Origin of the sequence: Paenibacillus cellulositrophicus, from assembly GCF_009363095.1 — a bacterium.
GTDB classification, from domain to species: Bacteria; Bacillota; Bacilli; order Paenibacillales; family Paenibacillaceae; genus Paenibacillus_AQ; species Paenibacillus_AQ favisporus.
Genome location: NZ_CP045295.1, coordinates 2,305,139 through 2,331,153 on the forward strand (window position 1 = coordinate 2,305,139; position 26,015 = coordinate 2,331,153).

Consider the following 26,015-nt stretch of genomic DNA (forward strand, 5'->3'; position numbering starts at 1 on the left):
AAAACCTTCTTTCTTCAGGTATTATTTCATGTAGCGCTCGCTGTCCTTTACGGCCTGGTTCAGCACATCCTGGGCATTACTGCCGTGCATGACCGATTCCACCGCGGCGGAGAGCTGCCGGTTAACCTCATTCCACTTCGGATTCAGCAGGAACGCCGGGGTGTTGTCGGAACGCTCCAGCATCGTATAGTACGGCTTGTAGAGCGGATCCTGGTCCTTTTTCAGCTCGGTCACGACGCTTTGACGCACCGGGAGGTCGGCAACCCGCATTTTGATCGACGCATCGGATACGTAGAACTTGATGAACTCCCAGGCCAGATCCTTCTGCTTGGAATCCTTCGCGATCGACAGCGCCGATTCAGCCAGTACGCCTTTGACCGGTTTGCCCGGGAAGGCCGGCATTTCAACCGTCCCTACATCGACACCTGCCTGACGGAATGATTCCAGCGGCCAGATGCCGCTTTCCCACATGGCGATTTTGCCTGCCTTGAAAATGTCGTCGCCGCTCTGCTGCCCCTTTCCGCCGGTCAGCACGGCCGAGCCGTTCTTCACCATGTCGCCGAACATCTGGATCGCCTCTGCGGTTTCCTTGCTGTTCATGTAGCCGTCGATCGTCTTGCCGTCAGGAGAAATGAACGAGCTCCCGTTGCTCCATACGAACCCCTGCAGATCGTAAGTGTCGTTCTCCGCGCGGACGCCGAAGCCGTACTGCTTCTTGGATTTGTCCGTCAGCTTTCCGGCCATCTCCTGGAATTCGGGCCAGGTCCAGCCGTCCTTCGGATGCGGCACGCCCGCCTCGTCAAACAGTTTCTTGTTGTAATACACCACCCGCGTCGTAAAGCCCGCCGGAATGCCGTACAGGGTACCGTCGATTTTGCCGTAATTGAACAGGCCCTTGTAGAAGTCGTCAATATTTAAGTCCTTGTCTTTGTCCGCATAACTGTCCAGCGGCTCCAGCGACTGGTGGTACGTCGGAAAATCCCACATGTACATCACGTCGGGCGGATTGGCAGCGCCGAAGCCCGCGGCGAGCTTCTGATCAAAGCCGTCCGCGTATGCCTCCACCTGCACCTTCGTGCCCGGATGGCTCTCTTCGAACTTCTTGGCGATGTCCTGCTCAATTTTGAGCGCATCCCCCGTATCCCAGGTGGCAAAGCGCAGCGTCTTCTCCGATCCGGAACCGCCGCCCTGGCCGGCCGTTTCGGCCTTGCCCCCGCTGCCGCCGCAGGCCGACAGTGACATCATCAACGCCGCTGCAAGAACGATAAGTGAAACCTGTTTTTTCATATTGTCAGCTCCTCTCGCGAATGAGGCATCTCATTTTTGAACCGCTTTCATCGTAACGCTTTTGAAAGCGGTTCAAAACGTGTGTTCATCGGCAATTTGGCGTCTTTTTGTTTGAACTTTCGTGCGGGGTGTCAAACTGTCCGGTCCGATTCGCCTTTTTGCACGGTCCGGAATTGGCTTGGAGTCTGGCCCGTGCAGCGCTTGAACCATTTGCTGAAATACTTGCTGTCGCCAAGCCCCGTCCGCTCGGCGATATCCTGCATCGTCAGGTCCGTATCCCGCAGCAGTCCCTGGGCCAGCCGGAGCTTCCGCTTGTATTGGAACGCGATGAAGCTGTCGCCGACCGTCTTTTTGAACAGGATGGAAAAATGGCTGCGGCTGAGCCCGACCTCTTCCGCCAGCTCGCTCGCCGACCAGTCGGAACCGGGCTGCTCATGAAGCAGCCGCACCGCCTTTTGGATCGGCTCGGGCCAATCTCCGCCGGATACGCCGTACGCCCGTTCCAGCTCGGCCTCTTTATGCAGGGAGCGGAATGCTTCCGCGATGGCGCTGCTGGTGCCCAAGGGGCCCTTGGCTGACCATTTCAGCAGGCCATGGCTGCCCTTGGCTTCGATCAGCAGGCTGTTGGCCGCCTCCTGCAGCCCTTCCGGCACGATCCAATAGCAGGCGTCGCCGCCATAGGGGATGACCGCTTCATTTTCCGAGCTGTGTACGAGCTGCTTCGCTTTCAGCCATTCGGCCCACGGCATGCCGCAGCCCTCCGTCCGGACAAGGTACACATGCACGTCCTGGCCGCCGAAACGCCATGCCTCCGCGCGAAGCCGCTCCAGCTCGGCGGGAAATCTTCCGCTGCTGCCGCTGAGCCAGCCGAACAGGAGCGCCTCCAGCTTCTCCCCGTCCAGCGGTGCCGGGGACGGACGCCGCTGAAGCTCCCGCCGCAGCTTCTCCAGCAGCCCTTCCAGCTCTTCGTCCTCAAACGCGGTCTTCAGAAGGTAGCCCGAAGCCCCCAACTGGATGCCCTGCTGCGCGTATTCAAAATCCCGGTGGCAGCTGAGCAGGATGATCTTCGTCCGTTCCTCGGCCTCCTTGACCCTGCGCAGCAGCTCGATGCCGTCCATCTCCGGCATCACGATATCGGTAATGACGATGTCCGGGCGGTGCTCCTTGAAGGCTTCCCACGCCTTCGCCCCGTTGGGCGCGTCGGCCACGACCTCCATACCGAACCGCTCCCAGGGCACCGTCGATCTCAGGCCTTTGCGCACGATGCTCTCATCATCGGCAATCAGCACTTTCAGGTTGTTTGCGTTCTCCATCCGGATGCTCCTCCTTTTTGGGCCAGCGAATCAGTATCGATGTTCCCTTTCCTTTGATTGAACGTACCGTAAGTCCGTACCGCGGGCCGAAATGCAGCTTGAATTTCTGGTCCGCGTTTCTTACGCCGAGCCCGCCGCGGCCGCGGGGCTCAGGATTCGGAGCCAGCAGCTGCGCAAGCTTCTCTTCGCTGATGCCGGCCCCGTTGTCTTTTAGTTCCAGCAGCAGCTCCTCCCCTTGCTCCCGGACGCGCAGCTCGATGACCCCGGCCCCGTCAGTAAAACCGTGGAAAAAGATGTTCTCAAACAGCGGCTGCAGCGTCATCCGCGGGATGACAAACCGTTTCAGAGCTTCCTCGCAGTCCAGCTTATACTGGAATACGGCTCCGTAGCGGATCTCCTGGATTTTCAAAAAATGCCCGATCATCCGCAGCTCCCGCTCCAGCGTGACGAGCTCCTGCGATATATCGAGGTTGCCTTCCAGCACCATCGTCAGGTGATACAGCATTCGGCGGATTTCCTCCGCCCCTTCCAGCCTGGCCTTCCACTGGATCGAGTTCAGCGTATTGAAGAGCAGGTGCGGATTGATCTGATAATGGAATGCCTTCAGCTCCGCCTCCTTCTTAAGGCGCTCGCTTCGCTCCACTTCCTGGACGAGCGACTGCACGCCGCTGACCATTCGGTTGAAGCTGATATCCAGGCTCCCGAGCTCGTCCCGTCCTTCGACCGGAACTCGCGTGTCCAGTTTGCCGAAGCTGACCTTTTGCATCGATTCCTTCAGGGAACGGATGCGCCCCGTAAACCGGGACGTAAACAGATAGGCCAGTCCGAAAGCGAGCAGGCAGGACCAAACCGCCACAATGACCGTGTTCGACCGGATGACTCCCGATGACTGGTAAAACGCCTTGGCAGGCAGCCTTGCCTCGATCTTCCAATGATTGACGGACAGCGTCTTGTCCCAGATGATATCGTTATCCCTCGGCGTAAAGGATTCCGTGCTTTCGTAAACGGTCCGGCCGTCCGGCGCTTGAATCGAAAGATGCGCCTTCGTGTCCTCCTCGAACTGACGGAACATACGCAGCAGCTCCCGGGCGTCCTCTTCAATCAGGATCGTGCTGCCGTCCTGGGCGCCGCCCGGGTTCCGGATCGGCACGGCCAGTCCGAGGACCGCGGGGCCGGCTTGCTCCGAGGCGGATATCGCATGGTTCTGCATGTAGAAGCCCAGCCAATAAGGGCCGCTATTCGAGACGGGCATGCTCTTCCAGGCCGGAATACCGGCGAGCTTGCCGACGTCGAGGTTATTTTCGCCGTAGTAATAGCCGGAAGGCGTAATAATATAAATCCCGGCCGTCTGGTCGTTAGCCAGCGATCTCAGGACGGATTCGAAGTCGTTCTTCTCCATAATTTCGCCGTAGGTGACCGGCGGATCGCTCCCGAGGTCCGCATGGGCGGGATCCAGCAAATACGAGTAGATCGTCTGGCTCATCTGCTTCATGCGGACCAGCATGGAGTCCGACTGCTGCTGCAGCTGGGCCACCGCGTTCTCGCCGTAACGGCCGAACTGGGAATTGACCGTTTTCGCCGACTGGTAGTAAGAAAGCGCCCCGAGCGAGAGCAGCGGGATCAGCGTCACAATCAGAAAGCATACAAGCAGTTTGGTCCGGATGCTGCGGTAAGCTCCTGCCGGAAGCCAGCGCCGCAGCGGTCCGTGCCGGCGGATATTCATGGCGGATCCCCTCCTCTTCACGGTAGTCGTCTATCTGCATTCTAGCATGGACGGACAGGGGACGGAGCCCTTTCGCCGCGCAATTGTTACCGCTTACAAGAAATCCGTGGTCAAGTGCCTTGTTTGCGGAAGCCAGGCACCTTTCAGAAACGGGAAAAGCACCTCCCCGGAGGACTTTTCCAAAAAGTCCCTTCCGAAGAAGTGCATGATCCCACTCATAGTTCCCCGTATTCGTGTCCGAGGATCAAAAATACGCTCGACGTCCAGGTAAAAGCCCTGTCCCGCAGCCCTTCCCCCGTCAGCGCGTCGAAGTTCTCCGCCATGCCGCTCTTGTTCAGCATGCGGCAGAACCGCTGCGCCACCTCTCTGGCGAGCTCCGTATCCCCCGCCGCGGCGGCGCCTTCCACAAGCAGCATGGTCGACGGCGCCCAGATCGGCCCGCGCCAGTAGCCGTCGGGCTGGTAATACGGGCTGCGGACGCTTTCGGTCGCCCAGCCGTTGCCGGTGAGGAAACGGCCCTCCTCCCGCAGCCCCTGCAGCAGCGCGGTCCGTATCTCTTCCGGCAGCCGGTTACCGAGCAGGATCGGCACGAACAGCAGTAGGCTGTCGCCTTGCGAACGCTCATGCGTCCCTGACCGGCATGCCGTGAACCGGCCGTTTTTCCAGAAATGGCTTAGCATGGCGTCCAGCGTATCCCCGGCAAGCCGGCGCCACCGCGCCGCTTCCTCCGCCTTGCCCAGCAGCCCGGCAATCTCGGCCAGAAGCTCCGCCTGCAGAATCAGAAAGGCCGACAGATCCGGGCTTTCCACCGGAATGCCGTTATTGAACGCCGTGCTGTTGTCCCAGCCGGAATCGTTGCCGTGATTGTACTGGGGAATGCCGTCGCCGTCGCCGTCCCGGTACCAGAACCACCAATCCGTCCATTTGGACAGCGGCCCGTATACCTCCCGAAGCTGCGCTTCGCCGATCCAATCGGTCCGGCGCATCATCCAGCCGAGCGTCCAGCCGTGGATCGGCGGCTTGTTGCAGTTCCACAGCTCGTACTTGTCGTTGATAAAATCGGGAAGCAGCCCGCTCTCATCCTGCCGGTCAAAAAAGATCATAAACTGGTCCCACGCCAACTTCGGATCGTGACGCACCAGCGCCATGGCGTTAAAGCAGTGGTCCCAGCTCCATATATTCGTCATCCAGTTCTTCGACATGTACATCGCTGGGCGCGTCAGGCAGCCTTCGGCAGGAACGAGACACGACCACGTAATGTAAGCCGCCAGCTCACGCCCTTCCTGCCAGCGCGCCGGAACCGCAAGGCTGTGATCCAGCCAGGCCGCAAATTCGGCCTCGGCTTCCTTCACCGCCGCCTCAAAGGGCTCCCAGTCCGGCCGCGGCTTCCACACCGTACGGAACTCTTCAATAGCGAATTCGGCCGTACCCGCGGCTCCGTCGGGCCTGAACTCCGCCACGATGCGCGAGCTCTTGATCTTGTCCCATATCACTTCCATCTTCATGCAGCCAGCGAGACGGGTCAGCATAAACCGGCATTCGTGCGTAAAGCTGTTCACTTCCCAGCTGCCGGGCACCACCTCGTAGGCATAATCGTAAGCCGCCGGCTGAAAGGTCAGCCGGATGCCGCAGCCTCTGGTCCGGAAGCGCGCGGTGCGGCTGTCCGATATGCACAGCTCTGCATAACTACCGCTGTCGAGGGCAGCTAGCTTCACGCTGGCGGGATTGGCTTCGGCCTTGAACGGCAGAAGCTCTCCGGCGTCACCCAGCAGCTCGATGCGGAACGCCTCCCCGAACTTGTCATCCCCGCCCCGGACGGTGCGCAGGTACAGCCCGGCTGGTCTATTTTTACCCTCAGGCAGCAGCGAAACCGCCAAAAACGTCTCTCTGCGGCTGAAGGGTACTACGTTCAGGTCAAAGTTCATGGCTGTTCTCCTTTTATCCAGGAATATAACGCTTTCATTGTAAACTGCGGCGCCTGGAAGGGAAACGGCCAGGTGTTTCCATGTACCTGCACATTTGTTGGGGACGGCTTTATTTTCCGGGCAATCGTGTCTTTTTGTCAGGTGGAAGGGGGGGCGATTGTTAGATTCAGCAATTTGCCTCCCTCATACGCCCCATTCCTTGCGGGCATCGGCGAGCGGCTTGGGCGTCGTTTTACCCCATGCATAATGCCCCTTCGGCTTGCGGCCCACCCATCTCTCATCGACCGGCTCCGATGCGAGCTGATAGCGGGTATCTGAGCTGATCCGGTAGCGGTCCGTCGTGTTGTTAAGCGAAGTATGCATCATGTACATGCCGAAAATAATGGCATCGCCCGCTTCGAAAGACGTTGTGGCCCATCGTCCCCCAAACGTATCGACGATTTCCACCGGGTCTTCGGAAAACCAGCCTGTCGCGACATTATCCCGGTCCACATCCATCTCGCCGTACGTTTGCCTAATTTTGCTGAAATGCTGGGAACCCAGGCACATGGCCAACGTGCCGAGCTCAAGCGGCGTGTCTCCGAAAGGGGTCCACACCGTATATACGTTTTTGGTGCCCCTTCCCATATACACGACGTCGTAATGCGCGCCGGTATTCCCGCCATGAGCTACGGCCCGCGGCCATTTATAGTCGTATGTCATCGATTTGCCGCCAAGCAGACGGTCAAAAAAATCCAGGACCGAAGGATGGTTCACCACATCCAAAAATCGGGGGAAGTCCGCCTGCAGTTCTTCCGCGCCGCCGCCCCACATCATGCTGCGGTTGTCTTGGGAAATGCGCCCTTCGTCCATCGGAGTCCCCGGCTCCAATCTGCCCATGGCCTGGAGTTTGCGTAAAAACTCCTCCCTTGCGGACAGCACCCGCTCGCGGTCGTGAAATCCGCGGATCAGCAGGTATCCTTCCTCCGCCAGACGTAATCTCAGCGCTTCCGTGCCCCCCAAAATATCGTTGCTGCTGCGCAGCTCGGTCAAATACCGGCTTCCCATCACAAGCTCTCTCGTTCCGATCGTCACGTTCATGCCGCTCTCTCCTTTCGAGGTATCACCGCGTTCCTGGCGGAAGCGGAAGATTCCCCCTCATCATAGCCCCCGCTTCAGGAGAAAGTCGTTAATCGAAACCCGCCACAATTTACGCAAAACCGGACCGGATGTCTTAATGATGGTCGCGGCGCTGCCTCATTCTCCACTCCGACGGTGGACAGCCTTCGGTCTTTTTGAACCACAGCGAAAACGAGTGCAGCTGAGCAAAGCCGATCTGCTCGGCTATGGCCTGCATATCCTTGTCCGTCGAGCTGAGCAGCCACTTGGCTTCTTCCAGGCGGCACATCTGCTGATACTGCTTGGGCGTCATGCCGTAGGCTTTGAAGAACCGTTTGCGGAAGCCTTCCTCCGACAGGCCGGCCATCTCCGCAAGGCTGCTGATGATAATAGGTTCTTGAAGATGCCGGCGAATATAATCGCCTGTATGCGATACCGTGAACGACTTCTGGTCCGGGTGGGAATGCTCGTTTAAAAACAGCAGCAAAATTTCGATCCAGGCCAAATCATTTCGGACCGGCTCTTTCAGCGTAGACGAACGGCTCCTCAGCCATTCCCGGAACAGCCGCTCGTAGCGGTCCTGGTCGAGGCGGGATAAGGCAATGAGGCGCGGTTTGCCAAGGACAATCAGCCGTTCGAACAGCTCACGTACATGCATCGGCATTCCGTCAACGAGCACAACCCCGAACCGGATCGGGGTCATCGCATGGAAAGAATGCGCAGCTAAGGACGGGATCAGCGCGACATGCCCTGCTTCGACCCGCCTTTCTTCCTGTTCATGAACAAAGCGCCCGCTTCCTTCCAACACGACGGTGATTTCCAAATCAGGATGGCTCCACTGCCGCTCGTCCTCCCAGTCTTTGCCGTGGGTTCCGATAAAACCTCTAATTTCAGGCAAAATCGCTTCATCCTCCTTGTCCGCAAGCTTGGGCCAAGCCAAGCGCTTGATGATGTTATGTTCACTATACATCAATCGCGAAGAGGAGCTACAGTCCCAAGCCTTATTGCTTGTCCATACTTTTTCATATCTCAGTTTTCAGCCTATGGTATAATCAGGAAAACTTATGTTTTAATGGTATATTGACAATAAGGGAGGAACTGGATCATGGGATGGTCGGAACTGCGGGCGGTGCCCAATGATTACGATGAGGAAATCCATGCGGTCGATACGCAGCTGATTGAGCTGCTCAACCACCGGAAAGCCCTGACGAAGGGGCGCCGGTGTTTTCCGCCTAAGGATGTGATGAAGGAGTTTGAAGAGAAATTCGGCTTGAAGCCTCCCCATTTGAATTGGCTGTTCCATTCGATTAACGGAGGGTTTCATCGCCCACGCTCCGACGGTCCCGGCGAGCTGCAAGGCATCCTGCAGATTATGAAAACAACCGTGCAGGAAGGGTACCAATACAGGATCACCCATGCGATGCAGCATGAGCATGGCAGTATCGTACATATCGAAATCAAACAGCTGGAGGATGTGGATGAATTCACCGATTTCCGCCCTCTTCTTCAGCTCGATGTTACTAGCCAAGATGGAGAATACAGTGTAGGGCGCAACGGATCCCGCGGTGGTGGAGGAATCAGCTCCATGTCCTTTATCGTCGAACCGCGCCTGCCGGAGCAGCTGGACACTGTGGACTTTGCGCTGATCCCGTTCGAAGAGCCTATGGATTTTAGCCGGAAGGAGATCTTTCTGGATCAGGAGGTTCATTTCGAGTAAGTCCTCGTGGATGAGTAAAAACAGAAAGAGTCAGATCCTTATGTACACCAAAGCAAAGAAGCAGGTAAGATGCCTGCTTCTTTGTCATGATCTGAACCTATGGCCGGTAGGACGGCGTCTGCTCATCCTGAGAAGATTCCACATCAACAAGGAAATGATGCAAGGTGCTCAATGATGGGCCTAAACGCCTCCGCTTCGGTGAAAAAGCGCTCCGTGTCCTCCCCGCAAAATATCGCGGATACCGACAGGCGGAAGATGACCGCCCGTAACAGCATTTCCCGGTAATGCCCGTCATTCGGCAGCAGACCTAGATCTGAGAGCGGACATCCCTGCCAGGCGATGCCGTCGCAGACGAGAATCGCTTCAGCATACGCCTGCGGGGCAACTGTCGGGGAAAAGTCGATGATCAGCGGACCGAGGGTCTCGTCGAACAGGATGTTCCCGGCCAGATCGCCGTGGATCAGCTGAACGGAATATTCCCCGCTTCTCTTGACCTTACCGAGCAGGCCCGCCAGGAAATCCCTCACAGGGACAGGGAACCCGGCCGGGAGTCCTTCGGTCTGCCACGCGATCCGGTGGCCCCGGGACCAAGGATGGTCCGGCTCCGAAAACCCGGCATAATGAATGCTGGCCAGATCCCGGTGGAACAACCGGGCGATTTTAAGCTTTTGTTCCAAACACCCTTGTACTTCCCTGCCCGGCTCGAACCGGCTGCACGTCCATCCATCGCTGACAAAAGACCCGTTCCGTGCCGGAACAGGCCTGGATACCCGGTATCCGCGCGGCTGAAGACCGTGCATGATGCCAAGCACCCACTCGTCATGCTGTTCATTTTCCGACGGTTTGAGAACCGCGTCCTGTACCTTCACCGACGTATTTTGCCCGCCTTCGAGAGGAACCGCCTCCCCTTGAAGCCCGAACGAATCCAGAATTCCCCTAGATAAAAGCATGACCTCTCTCACCTCCCTTCACCCTTCTATCTTACTGTATGGCGGCGATGATTTTGACCGGATTTCGCCTCCGATGGCCGTTCCTACTCCCCGCATTTCACCAGCCTTCTCCGATCCTGATCCCAACGCCACACAGGCTGGTCACCGCTCAAATGAACGCCTCCGTACCACCGGTCGATGCCGCAACGTTCCAGGTAATCCTCCCCGCGTAAAACCCGGGTCCCCCATTCCGTGATCTGGACCTTGCTGTCCCGGAAAGACGGAGAAGGTCCCGCATAGCCGGGAAAGGATTCCGCCCCCTCCAGCGTCAGCAGCGGACTTGGGCCCTGACACAGGCTGCGCAGTACATCCCAGTACTGCAGGTCGCCCATGCCCAACCCGTGCAGCCGGTCGCCGATCTGCCTGAACAGGTCCAGCGGCGAGTGAATCCCTTCGCTTACCTTTTCCAAAGTCATTTGCTCCACGATCCCCAGTCCGTTATAAACGGAAGGAAAACGGGACAGGTGCAGCTCAAACGCCTCCCGCACGAACGGAAGCGCCGAGGTGTCCTCCTCCAATAGCTGCTGGAGCTTCATCGGATCAGGTGAGGTGTATGCCTCCCAGACCCTGCTCCCCAGCTTCAGCTCTTCCGCTCCGATATGATGCCACGTTCCGGACAACGTCTTCAGCTGGCTGGCCGTTAGCTGGCCAAGTCCGCGGAACAGGCCGACTCCCGGATAATCTCCGATACAGAGCAGATTCAGCTTCGTCCCGCCAAGAGACTGCCGTCCAAACCAGTGCAGCAAATAAGACAGCATCGTTTGGTCAAACAGGTCATGCTCGAACCACAGCACGATTTCGTCATACTGCCGGAATCCGGCCAGTTTTTGCTCCTGTTCCTCGCAATTCCGGATATACTCATCAGCCGGGATGCCCATGTCTTTCTCAAGGTATCCCGCCCGGACCGCACGGCTCTCCGATTCCGCCGGCTCCAGAAACACCGGGCCTTCCGAATATACCTCGCGCCATACCAGGATATCCCCCTGAACGACTCCCTGCTTGAGCGTCTCGGCGACCGTATCGCCGTTAACAATATGCAGCATGCGTTTTCCTCCTTCGTGTAAATGCTTGAATACATGCGCGAAGTCAGCGACCGGCAGCGTGCCCCTCAACTTGCGGCGTGCGTCGAACAGCCGCTTTTTGAGCGCCGTCACCGGCGTTCCCGCATACTCCGAAATTTCCTGCAGACTATAGCCGTGAAAATAAAACAGCTGGATCGCCTCCCGCATGCCGGGCGATAAGGCCTGGACCGAATCGTGAAGCATCCGGTACAGCTCCTGCCGGGCCACGACCTCTCCGATATCCGGCTGGTCGGGTGCAGTCACTTCCCCTTCCTCCAGCGCGGAAGTCTGCGGCTTTCTGCGAATCAATCGATAGCACTGGCGATGCACAATCGTGCGCAGCCACCCCGGAAAGGCGTCCGCTTGCTGCAGCCGGCTAAGGTGGACGAATGCTTCCGCAAACGCCTCCTGCACCGCTTCCTCCGCCAAATCGTGATCCTGCAGCTTTCCGTATGCGGCCGTATGCGCCATCGCATAATACTGCCGGAAGAGACGGTTTAGCGCATCCCCGTCTCCCTGCCGGGCTTGTTCAATGATCTGCCGCACACCCACTCTCCTCCCTTTGATCTTGGTTTCAACCCTATAGTGCAATTTCAGATCCGTAAGGTTACCAGAGCCTCGGAATATTTTAAAAATATGCTGAGCCTGTTCAGAAAAATCGCCTGAACGCGGCGTGACCACTGTTCTCGTATTTACATTATATCGATTAGATCGGCTGACCTCAGGTGGAAGTAAGCTCCCGCGCTCCATTCGCGTCACCGAACGCCCAGGCCCGGAATAGGCTGGTATATACCATTCAACGATTGGAGCGAACCGCATGCCTCAATACGTACCGCCGGTCACCATCCATACCGTCACCTTTACGGCCCCCGGCACGGTGATCCACTATCCGCAGGTAACCGGGCTCGCCGACAAAACGGCCGAAAACAAAATCAACCACACGATCATCCGTACGATCCAAGACATGCAGCGCGCCCAGCAGGCGGTCCAGACGGGAAGCCAGCCGGAAACGACCGGAAATTTCGAGATCAAAACGAACGAGCGCGGCATTCTCAGTCTGGTGCTGAGCAATTACACCTATTCCACACCGATGGCGCATGGATACACGATCGCCAAGGGATTGACCTTTTCCATGCAAACGGGGAGCACCTATACCTTGTCCAGCCTGTTCAAACCGGGCTCCCCTTACCAAACGGTCCTGACCGCTGCCGTCAAGAAGCAGGTGCAGGAGCGGAATCTTCCGGTACTGGATGCGGGGAGCATCACAGTCGCGCCTAACCAGGATTTCTACCTCGCCGACAAGGCGTTGGTGCTCTTTTACCCATTGTACGCGATCACACCCTATTATGTCGGCATTCCGATGTTCCCGATTTCGGTCTATGATCTGCAGGACATCGCCGCTGAAAACGGCCCGCTTACGATACTTGCCGCAGATATCGTGTGAAGCAGCGCCCCAGATGACGGAGCTGAGAGGCCGCCGTTAACCATTTTCGCAGCCTAAAGTTACCCCCTATCTACAAGCTGGATAACTCCAAAAAAGCAAAGAGCCGCTTCCGTATCGTCCGATAGACGAAGGAGCAGCTCTTTTACACGTAAGCCTGCGTTCATGGTCACTGTGATACACGTGGCATACAGCATCCCTCTTACTTGACGCCGTTGTACACAAACGCTTTGATGATATGCTTTTGCGCCAGGAAAAAGGCGGCCAGAATCGGCGCGACCAAAATGACGTTGCCGGCCATCAGAATGTTCCAGGTGCCGCCGCCCTCGACCTCGCGGATTTTGGCGATGCCGATCGGCAGCGTTCGCGCCGTTTCGTTCGTCGTCATGACGAGCGGCCAGAAATAATCGTTCCAGTGTGCGATGAAGCTGAACAGGGCAAACGTCACAAGCACCGGCTTCACCATAGGCACCATGATGCGGACGATGATTTTCCATTCCTTGGCCTGATCCAGGCGGGAAGCCTCCACCAGCTCCTCAGGGATCTGCCGGAACGCCTGCCGGAGCAGGAAGATGCCGAACGCGCTGGACGCGAACGGGAGGATCAGCCCGAGATGGGTGTTCAGCAGCTTGAAGGCGCTCAGCTCCAAATATACCGGCAGAAAGATGAGCTGGGTCGGGATCATGAGCGTCACCATGACCAGGCTGAACAGAAAGCCGGAGCCGACAAACCGGTATCTGGCGAATGCGTACGCAGCCGGAATGATCGTCAGCATCTGCAGCAGCAAAATGCTGACCGAGATGACCGCGCTGTTCGTAATGTAATGCAGGAACGGCCCGGTTTGCCACGCGGAGGCGTAATTGCTCCATACCGGATTCCGGGGAATCCACTCCGGCGGGAAGATCATCGTCTCCGGCAGCGTTTTGAGGGATGTCGAGAGCATCCAGACAAACGGCATGGCAAAGATGAGGACCAGCAGCAGCAGCGCCGCCACATTCAGCGCCTTCAGCAGCAAGACGGCCGCGGAGCGCAGAAGGGCAGGTCTGCCCGGCGCTTCCAGCATGCGTCCGCCGGGAACGGCGACGGTATGCCCGTCAAAGGCACGGTTTGCGGGTTCCACGCGGTTTTCCCCCTTTTCTAAGATCATAGAAGCAGAAGTCGTTACCGGTTAACGGTAATGAACACGGCTGGACAGCAGCCGGAAATAGACGATGGTCAGGATGCCGACGATGAACAGCAGGATGACGCCGGCCGCTGAGGCATACCCGATTTTGAAGAAGCGGAAGCCGGCCTCGTAGATGTAATACACCAGCGTATTGGTCGAGTTGACCGGGCCGCCCTGCGTCATGATCGCGATCGTTTCGAACACCTGAAACGACCCGATCAAATTGATGATGACGAGGAAAAAGATCGTCGGCGACAGCATCGGCAGAATCAGCCGCGTGAACGTGGTCCACGGCCTGGAGCGGTCCAGGGAAGCTGCCTCGTATATATCCTGCGGGATGCTCTGCAGTCCCGCGATAAACACGAGCGTGTTATAGCCGAGCCCTTTCCACACGGCCACGATCACCAGGGAGATCAGCGAGGTGCTCGGATGGGACAGCCATTCCAGCTTCCCGAAGCCGAACAGGCCGATCACCCAGTTCAAGAGCCCGTATTCGGGGTCCATCAGCCAGCTCCACAAGAGCGAAATCGATACAAGCGAGATGATATGGGGGCTGAAGATCGCCCCCTGTACCAGGCCGTAGAAGAAGCCGCTGCGGTTCAGCCAGATCGCCATGAACAGGGAGAGTCCGGTCGTCAGCGTAACCGTCAGCACCGTATAAAGGGTCGTGTTCGACAGCACCTTGCGGAAATCCGGCTCCGACAGCAGATCAACGAAGTTCTGGATGCCGACGAACGTTTTTGTCGGGCTGACGAAGTTCCAGTCGAACAGGCTTAAGTACATCATGTAAAAAATCGGGTAGATGAAAAACATAGCAAAGACGATAATTGCCGGCGCGACCATGCTGTACGGGCGCAGCCGTTCCCAGACGGTCATGCTACACCCCTCCCGCTATCAGCTGCCGTGAGGGGGTCTTCTCGTTCGCCCCTCCAGACGTCTCCACCCGGCTGCCGTTGAGGCTGAAATAATAGAGATGCCCGTGCGGTACGGCGATGCGCACCCGCTCCGCCGTCACCAGCGGCTTCAGAAACGTTTTGACAAAAAACGCCCCCGCCTTGGAACGGATCTGATAGATGTGCTCCGCCCCCAGGCTCTCCCGAGTCAAGATGTCTCCTTCGAGCACAAGCCCTTCCACCGGGGTGTCCGGATTGATCTGTGCATGCTCGGGCCGGAAGCCGACATGGTAGGCTCCGGACTCGGGCTGGACGCGCAGCCCCTTGATGTCGCCGACCTTCATGATGTTCATCGCCGGCGTGCCGATAAACTGGGCGGTGAACAGGTTGGCGGGCTGTTCGTACAGCTTCATCGGCGAGTCCGCCTGCTGGACCGCCCCTTCGTTCATGACGACGATCTCGTCGCCCATGGACATGGCCTCGACCTGATCATGCGTCACGTAGACGAAGGTTGTGCCAAGGCGTTCGTGCAGCTGGATCAGCTCGGTACGCATCTGGTTCCGCAGCTTCGCGTCCAGGTTGGACAGCGGTTCGTCAAGGATAAACACCTTCGGCTGCTTCACCATCGCCCGGGCGAGCGCCACGCGCTGGCGCTGGCCGCCGGAGAGGTTCTGCGGCTTCTTGTCGAGGTATGGCCCGAGTCCGACAATTTCCGAAATGTCGGAGATCAGGCGCTCCCGCTCCTTGCGGGAAACGCCGCGGTTCTTAAGGCCGAACTCGATATTGCCCCGGACCGTCATGGTCGGGTACAGCGCGTAGTTTTGGAACACCATCGCCACGTCCCGTAGGCCGGGCGGCGTGTCGTTCACGCGCTGGCCATCGATGAGAATATCTCCTGCGGTCTGTCTTTCCAGCCCGGCCACCATGCGCAGCGTCGTCGATTTGCCGCAGCCGGACGGCCCGACCAGGACGGTAAACGAACCGTCCCGGATCGTCAGGTTAAGGTCCTGAATTACGGTTTCTTCCTTGTATTTCTTGCAAATGCCGATCAGCTCGATTTGGGCCATGCCGAATGCCTCCTTGTTTGGCGGGTCTGTTTCATTGCCTGACAGGTGATAAGCTTACTTGCCAAGCAGCTTATCCGACTTGGCCGCGGCTTCGTCCAGCGCTTGCTGCGGCGTCGTCTTCGGATCGATAATCGCCTTCTGGATCGCATCGCGGACGATCTTGGCGACTTCCGGATATCCGTTCTCCATCGGGCGCGGTCTCGCGTATTTCAGCTGGTCGACGGCGACTTTATACTGCGGATACTGGGTAAAATGCTCCTTGAGCTCTTCGCTTTCCACCGCCGACGTGCGGGTCGGCAGGTATCCGACATGCTTATGCTGGTAAATCGTGTTTTCCTGGGAGGTCATCCATTTCATGAATTCCCATGCCGCCGCCTTCTCCTCGGCGCTGCTCTTCGACGTCATGACAAGCTGGCATCCGCCTGTCGGCACGCCGTAATCCTTGTTGGCCGGCATGAAGGCCGTCTCCAGCTCAAAGCCGTTGCCTTTGGCGATTTCCAGGCTTTGAGACACGCCGGCGGTCGAGGCGAACTTAAACGCGGAAATTTGGTTCGCCCAATCCTTGTCCGCCGTATCCCCGGCTTCGTCGCCGACCGGCATTTTGATCAGGCCTTCGTTCACCAGCCGCTTCCAGAAGTCCACTGGCGCCACGCCGGCCGCGTTGTTGAAGGTTGCCTTTTTGCCGTCCTCGCTCAGCATCGTGCCGCCGCTCTGGGCCACCAGCGCCTCGTAGAACCAAATATCGACCGGCACGGTCATGCCGAGCTTGCCTTTCTCCTTGAGCACTTTGGAGTACTGCTCGAACTCATCCCACGTTTTGGGCCCGGATGGATCCAGACCGGCATCTTTCAGCATCGTCACGTTCTTGTACATGATTGGAGTACTGCGCATAAAAGGCAGCCCGTACAGCTTGTCGTCCACGTAGGCGTTCCCCATCAGTCCGGGGATAAAATCGTCCAGCTTCAGCTGGTCCTTGTCCTTCTCGGCGTATGAGGTCAGGTCTTCAAGCATGCCGGAATGGGCGAACACGCCCGTAGAGGCAATTTCCAGATCCGTGACCGCCGGGGCGTCCCCAGCCGCAAAAGCCGCCTGGACCTTCGCATGGAGATCATCGTAATTCCCCTGATGCTCGGCAACCACCTCGATCTTGTCCTGGGACTCATTGAACGTTTGGACCATATGCTGCTTAGCTTCCTCGATCTTGTCGCCGAAGGCGTACCAGTACTTGATGACGATTTTTTTATCCGGCTTGGCCGCTGCCGCTTCTGCTGTCTCGCTGCCGGCCGCCTTCTCGGCTCCACCGCCGCATCCGGCCAGCATGCCCGTCATTACCGCGGACAGTGTAAGCAGTGCGATCTTTTTCTTGAACATCGATTGATTCCTCCACCCTTGAATTTGGTTTATGTTTGCTGTACAACGACGGCTGCAGCCAAAAAATAAAGAAACCCGAATACCGCCGAGCAGGAACGCTGGCTTAGCGCTCTCTCGACAGATCAGGTTTCTCCATAACTCCAACCGTTCTATTTACTTGTCGATTTCATCATAAGGGACAACTATTAACGCGGTTTATGCGGAATATTAACGGGACATCAAATGATCTTTCTTCTCCACAGCTCAGGGCGGGACGCGGAAATGGCGGTCGCTCCCTGGTCCAGGCACTCCTGTGCATGGCTGTGCTCATACAGCAGGCCGCCGGTGATGATCGGGACTTCCGTAAAGCTCTTCACTCTGCGGATCATGTCCGGAATGCGGGCAGGCATCAGCTCGATGATGTCCGGCTCGGCCTGGGACAGGCTCTTCGCGATGTTCTCCAGCCCTTCGCTGTCGACGAGAAAGAAACGCTGCACCGTGAGCAGACCCATTTTTTTGGCGGTTTTGATGACGCTGGTTTTGGTCGAAATGATGCCGACCGGGCGGATGCTCTTGGCCAAATAATCCAGGCCGTAATGGTCCGTGCTGAGCCCGCCGATTTTTTCCAGATGCATGAACACCGGCAGACCGTGCTCCCGGAATACGTTCACATAGCCTTTGGCGACACCGATATGGCCCATCAGCAGAAAGACGCCGCTCAGCTCATCCCGGTGCTTCAAGGCGATTTCAATGTGGCGGGGGTCTTTGATGGAGGCAATCCGTTTATGCTTGGCGAGACCTTTGAAAAAATGCTCCCGGGTCATAACGTCATTCATGCGTGTACAGCCTCCCTTTCACGAAGGTCGTGATTACTCTATATTCAGATTTGCGGCGCAATCGGCAGCGGAACGAGGAGAGCCCGGTCGTCTTCCATCCCTCTCGCATCCGGATTCGGGCTGAAATGCTTCATATGCTGGTGAAGGAGCGCCATGTGATCCGGCAGCGTCGGGTCCATCACTTCGACCGGTGTGATGCGGATCGCGTCCTCCGCGATATCGACGATCCGGAAGCCCGGCTGATCCAGGCAGGCCGACAGCTGCACAAAAGACCAGTCCTGCCGATGGGCGATCGAGTCCATATGCGTATGGCCGTTGAAATAGATACCAATGCCCTGCTTTTGGTTCAAAATGCTCCACATGTCGATGATGGGATGAATCGAGCCCTTATCCTTCTCCGAACCCGCCGTCGTATTGTATACGGGGTGATGGCCGAAGACGAGCAGCGGCTTGTCTCCCGACAGTCCGACCTGCTCCTCAAGCCAGCCCAACTGTTCGGGATCGAGCCAGCCGCCCCAGTCCTTAAAATCCATTTCCTTGGCCGTGTCGAGAAACACGAGCATCGCTTGATCCGTGTCGATGGCATGGTACCTCTCCTGGCCTGTCATTTCCAGCACCTCGGCTCTGCGCTGCGCATACAAGTCATGATTGCCCAGCACGTGAATGAACGTCTTGTCCTGGCGGCGAAGCAGGTCGTACACTTCGCGAAGCTCGGAGGCCGTGCCGAAGTTGGTGAGATCCCCCAGCGAAATATACAGGTCCGCTTCCTGCTCCAAAAACTGCTCCAGCACCGTTTGATAGAATGCCCGCCGAGCTTCCTTCAGCCCCGGTACCGACTCGTCGATTTCGTGGTAATGCAAATCACCCAACAGCGCCAATCTCATCATTTCTCTCCTCCCGGCTTGTTCGAATTGGATTTTTCCTCCTTCATCTTATCGATGGATTGTTTCCGATCCGTTAATTGGGAAGGCTGATTATGTAAAATTACGGTTAATCGATTGTGGTCACGCTTCCGTTGGAAGGGAGGGATTCATCCTGAGTGACCTGATGGATGATGTTTCCGCTCTGGTCGTAGCCCGTAATCTCGAACTTCATGCCCTGTGACGCGTCCATAAACACATAGAACAATTTAAAATTTTGCTCGACGGAAACGATCTGCGCCTGCTTTTCGTAGCCGGTGGGGTCCTTGACCACAATGCGGCTGATGTCGGGATGCAGGGCGATACCGCAGTACAATGGAAAAGGAGTGCTTCCGACGTCCGTACCTTCCGTCCCCGGAAAGTACTCCGCATGGAAGCTTTCCTTGCGGGCTTCGGCATCGGAGAGCCCGGGACGATAGTTGCCCGCTGTGAACATTCCACCCCAAACATATTTCCATCCATCGGTGCTTTTCCTAACGTAATCCACAACAATGGCTGTGCCGCCGCTCTGTAATTTTCTCAGAAAAAAAGCCACTTCCCCATCAGCAACCGGATGTTCATGGATCATATAAGACACGAATCCTTTTCCATTGATCTTCTCAATCGCCTCCACCACCGTCGGGCTCCCTTCCGCTTTCTTATCTTGAAGGCCGAACAACTTTCCCTCGAAAGCGTAAATAACGACCAGGATGACCGCAGCCAGCACCAGCAGCATAATCAGCCTGTTAGCCCACTGTCTGACCATGAATTCCCTCCTTTCAAACGTCCGTCCGCATACACGGCGGCGCCCAGCATCCCGGCCTTGTCCCCAATCTCGGCCTGCACGATGCGGCAGACGCTGGCGGACAGCTGCAGCGCATGGCGGGCTACCGTCTCGCGCACCGGGCGCAAGAGCCGCTCACCGGCCGCGGCCATGCCGCCACCTACAATGATCATTTCGGGATTCAGCAAATTGATGGCGTTCGCTAGTCCATACCCGAGAAGCTCTCCCGTCTCGTGCATGACTTCAATAGCGAGCGCATCCTGCCGGTCATAGGCATCTGAAATGAGCTGTGCCGTCATTTGCGAGGGATCGTTGCCCGTCCATTCCTGAATGACGCTCTTCCGTCCTTCCGCCAGCTTTTCCGCAAACGTTCGGACCATGCCCACCGCGGACACGTAGCGGCCTAGGCAGCCCGAGCTGCCGCAGCGGCACGGCCGCCCTTCCCTGTACATGTTCATATGGCCAATCTCGCCTGCGCTCGAAGACGTGCCGTAGACAACCTTCCCCTGATAAATAATTCCCGAGCCCAGTCCGGTTCCCAAAGTAATGAGCATCAGGTTCCTGCAGCCCCTGCCGGCGCCAAACCGCCACTCCCCGTACATGTTGACGCGAACATCATTATCAATGAAAACCGGAAAAGCGAACTCCTCCCGCATCCGGTTTACGACGTGGATATTTTCCCATTCCGGAAAGTTGGGAGACAGAATCGACAGCCCTTCCCGCGGATCCAGGAGCCCCGGAATGCCCATCCCCATGCAGCTCACGTCCATCGGCCCGATCCCCGCTTCCTTCATCAGTTCATGAACGATCCGCTTCATCCGGTTCAGCACATGCTCCGGTCCCTTGTCCGCTTCGGTGGCGTCCATTCTTTCCGCGGCGATCCTCCAACCGGCATCCGCGTCAAATACCGCCGATTTGATCCGGGTTCCGCCGAGGTCCATGCCAATGACAAATTTGCTCATGCCTTCCTTCTCCTCCTCCGGAAATCCTTGGTCGCTGACATAAACCTATCATAAACGACTTCGGTCCGGATATGAATGGATCTATAGCATTCTTTTCCAGATTTCTCCTCAGCAGGTTGCCCGGTAATGGCATCAATCGCCGCGTTTCTGAATCAATCAGCACCTCCCGGACCGCCATATTCATAGGCATTAAATCGTAATCTTTACGTATAGATAAAATGGGAGAAAAATTCACGCTTGGTACAGGCTGTATCCCTGGGCCTGCTCTATATTCGACAACGAGGATAAAGGAGATGAATCGCACATGGTAACGCCCGTCATCATATTAAGTGGATTTTTGGGAAGCGGCAAAACAACGCTGCTGCTGTCCGTGCTCAAGGAGTGCTCGGCCCGGGGGCTGACCCCCGGCATCCTGATGAACGAGCTGGGCAAACGGGATGTGGACGGAACGATTCTGGAGGAACAGGCAGGGGTTCAGGTGCAGAAGCTGCTGGACGGATGCGTCTGCTGCAGCCGGAAAAGCGAGCTGCCGCAGGGTCTATCCACCTTGCTGGAGCGGTCGCCCGACGTCATCGTCATCGAGCTCACCGGCGTGGCCGATCCCGAAGAGATCCGCCGCACCCTTCAGGAGCCGGGGCTTGCCGACCGGTTACGGCACCATTATACGGTGACGATGCTCGACGCGGAGAACGTGCTGGAGTTCAACAGCCGCTTCTCCGCCGACAAAGAGCTGGTCCGCACGCTGCGCAAGCAGATCGAAAGCGCCGATCTGATCGCGGTCAACAAGCAGGATCTGGCCGCCCCGGGCACCATCGGCAAGATCGAAAGCATGATCCGTAAGCATAATCCCGAGGCTGCGATCGTATACACAGAGTATAGCCGGATTGACTTGTCCAGCCTGCTGGACGGGGTCGACCGCCGCCAAGGGTCCAAGGCCGCTGCCGTCCGGGCTGGTGCACAGACCCCAGCGCAGGAGGCGCTGAGCAGCCAGGCACAGCACAGGTTCGGTGGAGCTGTTGACCCTGCCGCTTCGCATGCTCACCACCTTGCCCATAACGGTCACGGTGCGGGATTTACGGCCACTGCCCACGCGCATGAAGGGCATGGCGGCCACGGCGGGCATGAACATCATGACGAGACTGCCTCTTTTTCCAAAGTCGTCACCGTCACGCTGACCTTTCCCCCGGCGGAGCAAAGCCCGGCTTCCCTGTCCAGGGAGCGGCTGGAGGCGTTCTTCCGTGAGTGCGGAGACGCGCTTCTTCGTGCCAAGGGGCATGTGGCGCTCGCCCGCCATGAACCGGTCCAGCTCGTCCAGTATGCCGGGACGCACACCTTCTGGGAAACCTCCCGCTACCCCGGCGCACCGTATCTCGTTATGATCGGCCTGAATTTGAACGAGGCGCGGCTGAAGGAACGCTGGTCCGAACTGTTTCGTTAAGCTTCATTATTCCTGTGGAAGGAGCTGATCCCGCCATGACCATCCTCTCCCCTTTTAAAATCATCCCGCTGCTTCTTCCCGCCGTCTTTCTGATTATCCTGCTCGTCCTGTGGCTGCCGGGGCGCATCGAGCTGCTGGATAACGTCTATATGGACACGTTCAAAACCAGCTTCGTCGGCATTCTGCTGGAGGCGCTGCCGTTCGTGCTGGCCGGGGCACTGCTCTCTTCACTGCTGCAGGTGTTTGTGCCGGACGAGGTTCTGTCGCGCTGGATTCCGAAAAAGCCGGTTCCGGCCATCCTGTTCGCCTGTCTCCTCGGCGTGATCTTCCCGGTGTGCGAGTGCGGCATGATCCCGCTCGTCCGCCGGCTCATTCATAAGGGCATGCCCGTGTATGTCGCGATCGTGTTCATTTTGTCCGGACCGATCATCAATCCGGTCGTCTACGGAGCCACCTTCATGGCGTTCCGCAGCCATCCGGATCTCGCATACGCCCGGATGGGACTGGCCTTCGCCGTCGCTTTCCTGATCGGGCTCATCGTCTACGTTACGGTAAAAAAATCGCCGGTGAGATGGTCGATGGAGCGGGAAACCGGCGGGAATGCTCATCTCCATGCCGCACGTGGCGGCCGGCTGGCGTCGGTATTCGTCCATACGTCGGACGAGTTTTTCGACATGGGCAAATATTTGATCATCGGCTGCCTGCTGACGTCGGGCATTCAGACGTTTATGGTCCGGGAAAGCCTCTCCGCCATCGGCGGCCATCCGCTGGGCTCGTATCTGTTTATGATGGGGCTAGCTTTTGCGCTCTCCCTTTGCTCCACGTCGGACGCTTTTGTCGCTTCCACCTTTCTGCACACTTTTCCCGCCGGTTCGCTGATCGCGTTCATGGTGCTGGGCCCGATGCTGGATTTCAAAAACGCCATGATGCTGATGGCGCTGTTCAAAACCAAGTTCGCCCTCTATCTGTTCTTCTTGATCGCCGCCTGCGTCTTTGTCGGTTCGGTTCTGATTTCGGCCTGGCTGTAAACGGACTGCTGGTTGTAACCCCATCCCTAATCCGACTGGAGGTTGAGCCAAGTGAACGACTCCCGCAGCATCCGGCTGCATTACCTGTTCCGGGCGGCCGTGCTGGCGGCTTTCGCCCTCTATATTCTGCACCTGATGCAGCAGGACGCGCTGCATTATTACGTCGCGCCTGCCCTGGCGAGATGGATCCGGCTGTGCCCGGTTCCGCTGGGCCTGATGGCGCTCAGCCTGGTGATCCAGGCGCTGCTCGGACGCAGCCAGGTGCTGTGTAACTGCGATCACCGCCTGCCTGCCGGCTTTTTGAAAAGCACCGGCCTGTACGGCTTGTTCGTGCTCCCGCTGCTGCTCGGGTTTCTCCTTCCGGATAAGGCCCTCGGCAGCATCGCCGCCGCCAAGAAGGGCATCTCCCTCTCCTATTCGGCGATGGAGCCGGAGAAGGCTATTCCCAGCGCATCCACAGTGCCGAACAAGTCAATTACCAGTGCTCCCACAGGTCCGGATACCACCGTCACCTTCGAGACTTCCGATCCGTATGCCAAGGAATTCGCCGAGCTCGCCAAGCTGCTGTACGCCCAGCCCGTCATCCCGGTCTACCCGGCGATTTACTCCGAGACGTTCGGGGCGATCGAGATGTTCAAGGAGCAGTTTGAAGGCAAGGAAATCGCCGTATCCGGCTTTGTTTACCGCGACCAGACAAGTGGAGCAAGCGGCCCTTTCGCGGTCAGCCGCTTTCTGGTGCAGTGCTGCACAGCGGACGCCACCCCTTTCGGCATTATGGTCGATCCGCAGCAGAAGCTGGCCCTGCCGGCCGATTCCTGGGTCAAGGTACAGGGCAAACTGAAGATCGTGTCCCAAGGGGGCAAGAATCTGATCGAGATCGAGGCTTCGCAAATCACGCCGATTGCCCAGCCACAGACCCCTTACATCTATACGAGCGCCGACTCGGTCGCCGCCTGGAAAGAGCTGCAGAAGGACGCCTCCAAGGCAAAATAGCAAGAAATGACCGACAAAAAAACCAAGAAGACTCCGGAACGATGCCCAGGTCTTCTTGGTTTGGAGTTTGCATAGAAGTATCTATTTCTGTGGTCCATGCTTCTTGCGGGTACTCCCAGCTGCGTTCAGCGAAGCTTCGCAACCTCGTCGCGCCAGCGGTGCTGCGGCTGCCAGCCGAGCAGGCGCTTCGCCTTCTCGTTGCTGAGCAGGGTCTCATGCCCCGCCAGCGGTGCGCGGATGTCCGTCACGCCGGGATACCTGGCGGCCAGCAGTTCGCGGCTCGGAACCGCCATGCTGGAGTCGTCGGCGGCCACGTTAAGGGCCACCGCACCGAGCCCGTCCGCCTCGACGGCCAGCCGGATGGCCGAAGCAGCGTCGCGGGTGTCGATGTAGCTCCACAGAATGCGGTCCCGTTCTTCGGGCTTGTCGATGAATGAGGGAAAACGCTCATACCATTCCGGAGGGATGACATTCCCGAGGCGAATGGAGACGACCTGCATGCCGGTGCGCCGGTGGAACATGTCGGCCGTCAATTCATTGACCACCTTGGATAGTCCGTAGCTGTCCTCGGGCAGCTGCGGATGCGCCTCGTCCACGGGCACGTACTGCGGGCTTAAGGGACTGACTGCAAATACGATGCCGTAGGACGATTCGCTGGACGCGATCACTGCTTTGCGGATTCCGAGGCCTGCGGCGGCCTCCAGCACGTTGTACGTCGACATGACGTTGTTCCGGAACGTAACTTCCGGCGTGCGGATATGCGCCGCCGGGATCGCCGCCAAATGAACGACGGCATCCGCCCCGGCCAGCGCACCGTAGGTCTCTCCCAAATCCTCAAGATTCGCAATCAGCGTAGGGCAGAGGTTCTCGTCGGGACGCCGGAAGTCCACGTTCAGCACCTCATACCCCTGCTCGATAAGATGACGCACGACCCACTGTCCAAGCATGCCGCTTCCGCCTGTAATGACGACTTTGGCCACAGGTAACGCCTCCTCTTCGCTTCGGTTCAAACCTGGCCGAACCCTTGGCCGGTCCGATTATTTCAGAATGTCTTCGATCCGCTCCTGCACGTCTTCGCTCAGGACGATACCCGAAGCCTTGGCATTCTCCGTCACCTGCTCCGGACGGCTTGCGCCGACCAGCGCGCTGGCCACGTTGTCTTTGCGCAGAATCCACGCAAGGGCCAGGTTGCCGACGGAAATGCCGAGCTCTTTGGCTACGCCTTCAAGCTGCTGCACTTTGGCAATTTTTTCTTCGGTGATGCCTTTGCGCATCCAATCGAGCTTCGCCGCGCGGCTGTCCTGCGGAATATCGGAAGCCGACGTGTATTTGCCTGTCAGCAGGCCTTGAGCCAGCGGGGAGAACACCACTTGTCCGATCCCTACGCGTTCGCTGAGCGGCATGACTTCCTTCTCGATGTAGCGCTCGAACATGTTGTAAATCGGCTGGTTGACCACAATGCGGTCCAGCAGATAACGGTCGGCTACGCCGATCGCTTCGGCGATCTGCGATGCCTGCCATTCGCTCACGCCGACGTATAGCACTTTGCCTTGGCGAACCAGGTCGTCGATCGCGCGCAGCGTCTCTTCCAGCGGCGTCTCCGGATCATGGCGGTGGCAGTAGAAAATGTCCACATAGTCATGTCCAAGCCGCTTCAGGCTGGCATTCGCCTGCTCCGTAATATGCTTGCGCGACAAGCCGCGGTCGTTCGGGCCTTCGCCCATCGGCCAGAACGCCTTGGTCGCCAGCACGTAGGATTCGCGCGGATACGCTTTCAGCGCTTTGCCGACAAGCTCTTCCGCCGCGCCTTTTTCATAGACATTCGCCGTATCGAAAAAGTTGATGCCCAAATCGTAAGCCGTTTTGATCGAATTCACCGCATTTTCGCGTTCCACGTAACCGCCATATGTAAGCCAGCTGCCCAAGCTGATTTCGCTGACTTTAAGCCCGCTTCTTCCCAGTCTCCGGTATTTCATTCCATCTACCTCCTTGTTGTCCTGTTACCCTTTTCATTCTATAAAAGTTCATATATGATTTAAAGAAGTG

23 protein-coding genes are annotated in these 26,015 nt (G+C 57.8%); 5 read left to right on the plus strand and 18 right to left on the minus strand.

Translation table 11 applies throughout. The annotated features are described in order from the left end of the window. Positions 1–21 precede the first annotated feature (21 nt). The 6 genes from GCU45_RS10515 to GCU45_RS10540 form a co-directional block, all read right to left on the minus strand. Positions 22–1,287 (minus strand): ABC transporter substrate-binding protein, encoded by a 1,266-nt coding sequence (locus GCU45_RS10515; RefSeq protein WP_105441931.1) that lies wholly within the window; start codon positions 1,285–1,287, stop codon positions 22–24. Between the two features lie 131 nt (positions 1,288–1,418). Continuing rightward, positions 1,419–2,600 carry a response regulator transcription factor gene (locus tag GCU45_RS10520; protein WP_152398882.1) on the minus strand — a complete coding sequence of 394 codons (1,182 nt, stop codon included), beginning with the start codon at positions 2,598–2,600 and terminating at the stop codon, positions 1,419–1,421. Continuing rightward, positions 2,560–4,323 carry a cache domain-containing sensor histidine kinase gene (locus tag GCU45_RS10525; RefSeq protein WP_152398883.1) on the minus strand — a complete coding sequence of 588 codons (1,764 nt, stop codon included), beginning with the start codon at positions 4,321–4,323 and terminating at the stop codon, positions 2,560–2,562. The genes GCU45_RS10520 and GCU45_RS10525 overlap by 41 nt, the downstream gene beginning before the upstream one ends. 215 nt (positions 4,324–4,538) lie before the next feature. Next, positions 4,539–6,248: an amylo-alpha-1,6-glucosidase gene (locus tag GCU45_RS10530; protein ID WP_152398884.1), complete on the minus strand. Its 1,710-nt coding sequence runs from the start codon at positions 6,246–6,248 to the stop codon at positions 4,539–4,541. A 183-nt stretch (positions 6,249–6,431) separates the two neighbouring features. Then, entirely contained in the window at positions 6,432–7,328 is an 897-nt protein-coding gene (locus GCU45_RS10535) for a phytanoyl-CoA dioxygenase family protein (protein WP_152398885.1), read from the minus strand. 133 nt (positions 7,329–7,461) lie between these two features. Further along, the gene (locus tag GCU45_RS10540; protein ID WP_244364507.1) at positions 7,462–8,244 is read right to left on the minus strand and encodes an AraC family transcriptional regulator; all 783 of its coding nucleotides are present in this window, start codon (positions 8,242–8,244) and stop codon (positions 7,462–7,464) included. 207 nt (positions 8,245–8,451) lie between these two features. On the opposite strand from GCU45_RS10540, the gene GCU45_RS10545 reads away from it, so the two are divergent. Beyond that, positions 8,452–9,063, plus strand: coding sequence for a hypothetical protein (locus GCU45_RS10545; protein WP_152398886.1), 612 nt, complete (start codon positions 8,452–8,454; stop codon positions 9,061–9,063). A gap of 143 nt (positions 9,064–9,206) precedes the next feature. On the opposite strand, the gene GCU45_RS10550 is transcribed toward GCU45_RS10545, so the two are convergent. Further along, positions 9,207–10,013 (minus strand): aminoglycoside phosphotransferase/kinase family protein, encoded by an 807-nt coding sequence (locus GCU45_RS10550; RefSeq protein WP_152398887.1) that lies wholly within the window; start codon positions 10,011–10,013, stop codon positions 9,207–9,209. Positions 10,014–10,096: 83 nt separating this feature from the next. Beyond that, a complete protein-coding gene (locus GCU45_RS10555; RefSeq protein ID WP_152398888.1) occupies positions 10,097–11,659 on the minus strand; it encodes a sigma-70 family RNA polymerase sigma factor in 1,563 nt (520 codons plus the stop codon). A 271-nt stretch (positions 11,660–11,930) separates the two neighbouring features. Between GCU45_RS10555 and GCU45_RS10560 the strand changes: the two genes are divergently transcribed. Next, positions 11,931–12,557 (plus strand): DUF3298 and DUF4163 domain-containing protein, encoded by a 627-nt coding sequence (locus GCU45_RS10560; RefSeq protein WP_152398889.1) that lies wholly within the window; start codon positions 11,931–11,933, stop codon positions 12,555–12,557. A gap of 199 nt (positions 12,558–12,756) precedes the next feature. On the opposite strand, the gene GCU45_RS10565 is transcribed toward GCU45_RS10560, so the two are convergent. From GCU45_RS10565 to GCU45_RS10600, 8 genes are all read right to left on the minus strand, one after another. Continuing rightward, positions 12,757–13,617 (minus strand): carbohydrate ABC transporter permease, encoded by an 861-nt coding sequence (locus GCU45_RS10565; protein WP_105442000.1) that lies wholly within the window; start codon positions 13,615–13,617, stop codon positions 12,757–12,759. Positions 13,618–13,722: 105 nt separating this feature from the next. Continuing rightward, positions 13,723–14,595, minus strand: coding sequence for a carbohydrate ABC transporter permease (locus GCU45_RS10570; RefSeq protein ID WP_116233896.1), 873 nt, complete (start codon positions 14,593–14,595; stop codon positions 13,723–13,725). 1 nt (position 14,596) lies between these two features. Next, positions 14,597–15,679, minus strand: a complete 1,083-nt coding sequence (locus GCU45_RS10575) for an ABC transporter ATP-binding protein (RefSeq protein WP_152398890.1) — start codon at positions 15,677–15,679, stop codon at positions 14,597–14,599. A gap of 54 nt (positions 15,680–15,733) precedes the next feature. Further along, the gene (locus GCU45_RS10580) at positions 15,734–17,050 is read right to left on the minus strand and encodes an ABC transporter substrate-binding protein (RefSeq protein WP_076175633.1); all 1,317 of its coding nucleotides are present in this window, start codon (positions 17,048–17,050) and stop codon (positions 15,734–15,736) included. A gap of 218 nt (positions 17,051–17,268) precedes the next feature. After that, positions 17,269–17,865 (minus strand): glycerol-3-phosphate responsive antiterminator, encoded by a 597-nt coding sequence (locus tag GCU45_RS10585; RefSeq protein ID WP_244364508.1) that lies wholly within the window; start codon positions 17,863–17,865, stop codon positions 17,269–17,271. A 44-nt stretch (positions 17,866–17,909) separates the two neighbouring features. Continuing rightward, positions 17,910–18,752 carry a metallophosphoesterase family protein gene (locus tag GCU45_RS10590; RefSeq protein WP_244364510.1) on the minus strand — a complete coding sequence of 281 codons (843 nt, stop codon included), beginning with the start codon at positions 18,750–18,752 and terminating at the stop codon, positions 17,910–17,912. Positions 18,753–18,855: 103 nt separating this feature from the next. Then, on the minus strand, positions 18,856–19,530 hold the full coding sequence (locus GCU45_RS10595; RefSeq protein ID WP_152398891.1) for a hypothetical protein: 675 nt from the start codon (positions 19,528–19,530) through the stop codon (positions 18,856–18,858). After that, positions 19,503–20,510 carry an ROK family protein gene (locus GCU45_RS10600; RefSeq protein ID WP_152398892.1) on the minus strand — a complete coding sequence of 336 codons (1,008 nt, stop codon included), beginning with the start codon at positions 20,508–20,510 and terminating at the stop codon, positions 19,503–19,505. Before GCU45_RS10600 ends, GCU45_RS10595 begins: the two co-directional genes overlap by 28 nt. 304 nt (positions 20,511–20,814) lie before the next feature. Between GCU45_RS10600 and GCU45_RS10605 the strand changes: the two genes are divergently transcribed. Genes GCU45_RS10605 through GCU45_RS10615 form a run of 3 tightly spaced genes read left to right on the plus strand, consistent with a single transcriptional unit; the run spans position 20,815 to position 23,969 of the window. Next, complete coding sequence (locus GCU45_RS10605) at positions 20,815–21,948, plus strand: CobW family GTP-binding protein (protein WP_152398893.1); 1,134 nt, start codon at positions 20,815–20,817, stop codon at positions 21,946–21,948. A gap of 35 nt (positions 21,949–21,983) precedes the next feature. Beyond that, positions 21,984–22,976, plus strand: a complete 993-nt coding sequence (locus GCU45_RS10610; RefSeq protein ID WP_152398894.1) for a permease — start codon at positions 21,984–21,986, stop codon at positions 22,974–22,976. A 51-nt stretch (positions 22,977–23,027) separates the two neighbouring features. After that, on the plus strand, positions 23,028–23,969 hold the full coding sequence (locus GCU45_RS10615; RefSeq protein ID WP_167527112.1) for a TIGR03943 family putative permease subunit: 942 nt from the start codon (positions 23,028–23,030) through the stop codon (positions 23,967–23,969). 125 nt (positions 23,970–24,094) lie between these two features. Here the strand turns inward: GCU45_RS10615 and GCU45_RS10620 are convergent, their stop codons facing one another. Together GCU45_RS10620 and GCU45_RS10625 are read right to left on the minus strand one after the other, a co-directional pair. Continuing rightward, positions 24,095–24,949, minus strand: coding sequence for an NAD-dependent epimerase/dehydratase family protein (locus tag GCU45_RS10620; protein ID WP_152398896.1), 855 nt, complete (start codon positions 24,947–24,949; stop codon positions 24,095–24,097). Between the two features lie 57 nt (positions 24,950–25,006). Continuing rightward, positions 25,007–25,945 (minus strand): aldo/keto reductase family protein, encoded by a 939-nt coding sequence (locus GCU45_RS10625; protein WP_089548652.1) that lies wholly within the window; start codon positions 25,943–25,945, stop codon positions 25,007–25,009. Positions 25,946–26,015: the final 70 nt, after the last annotated feature.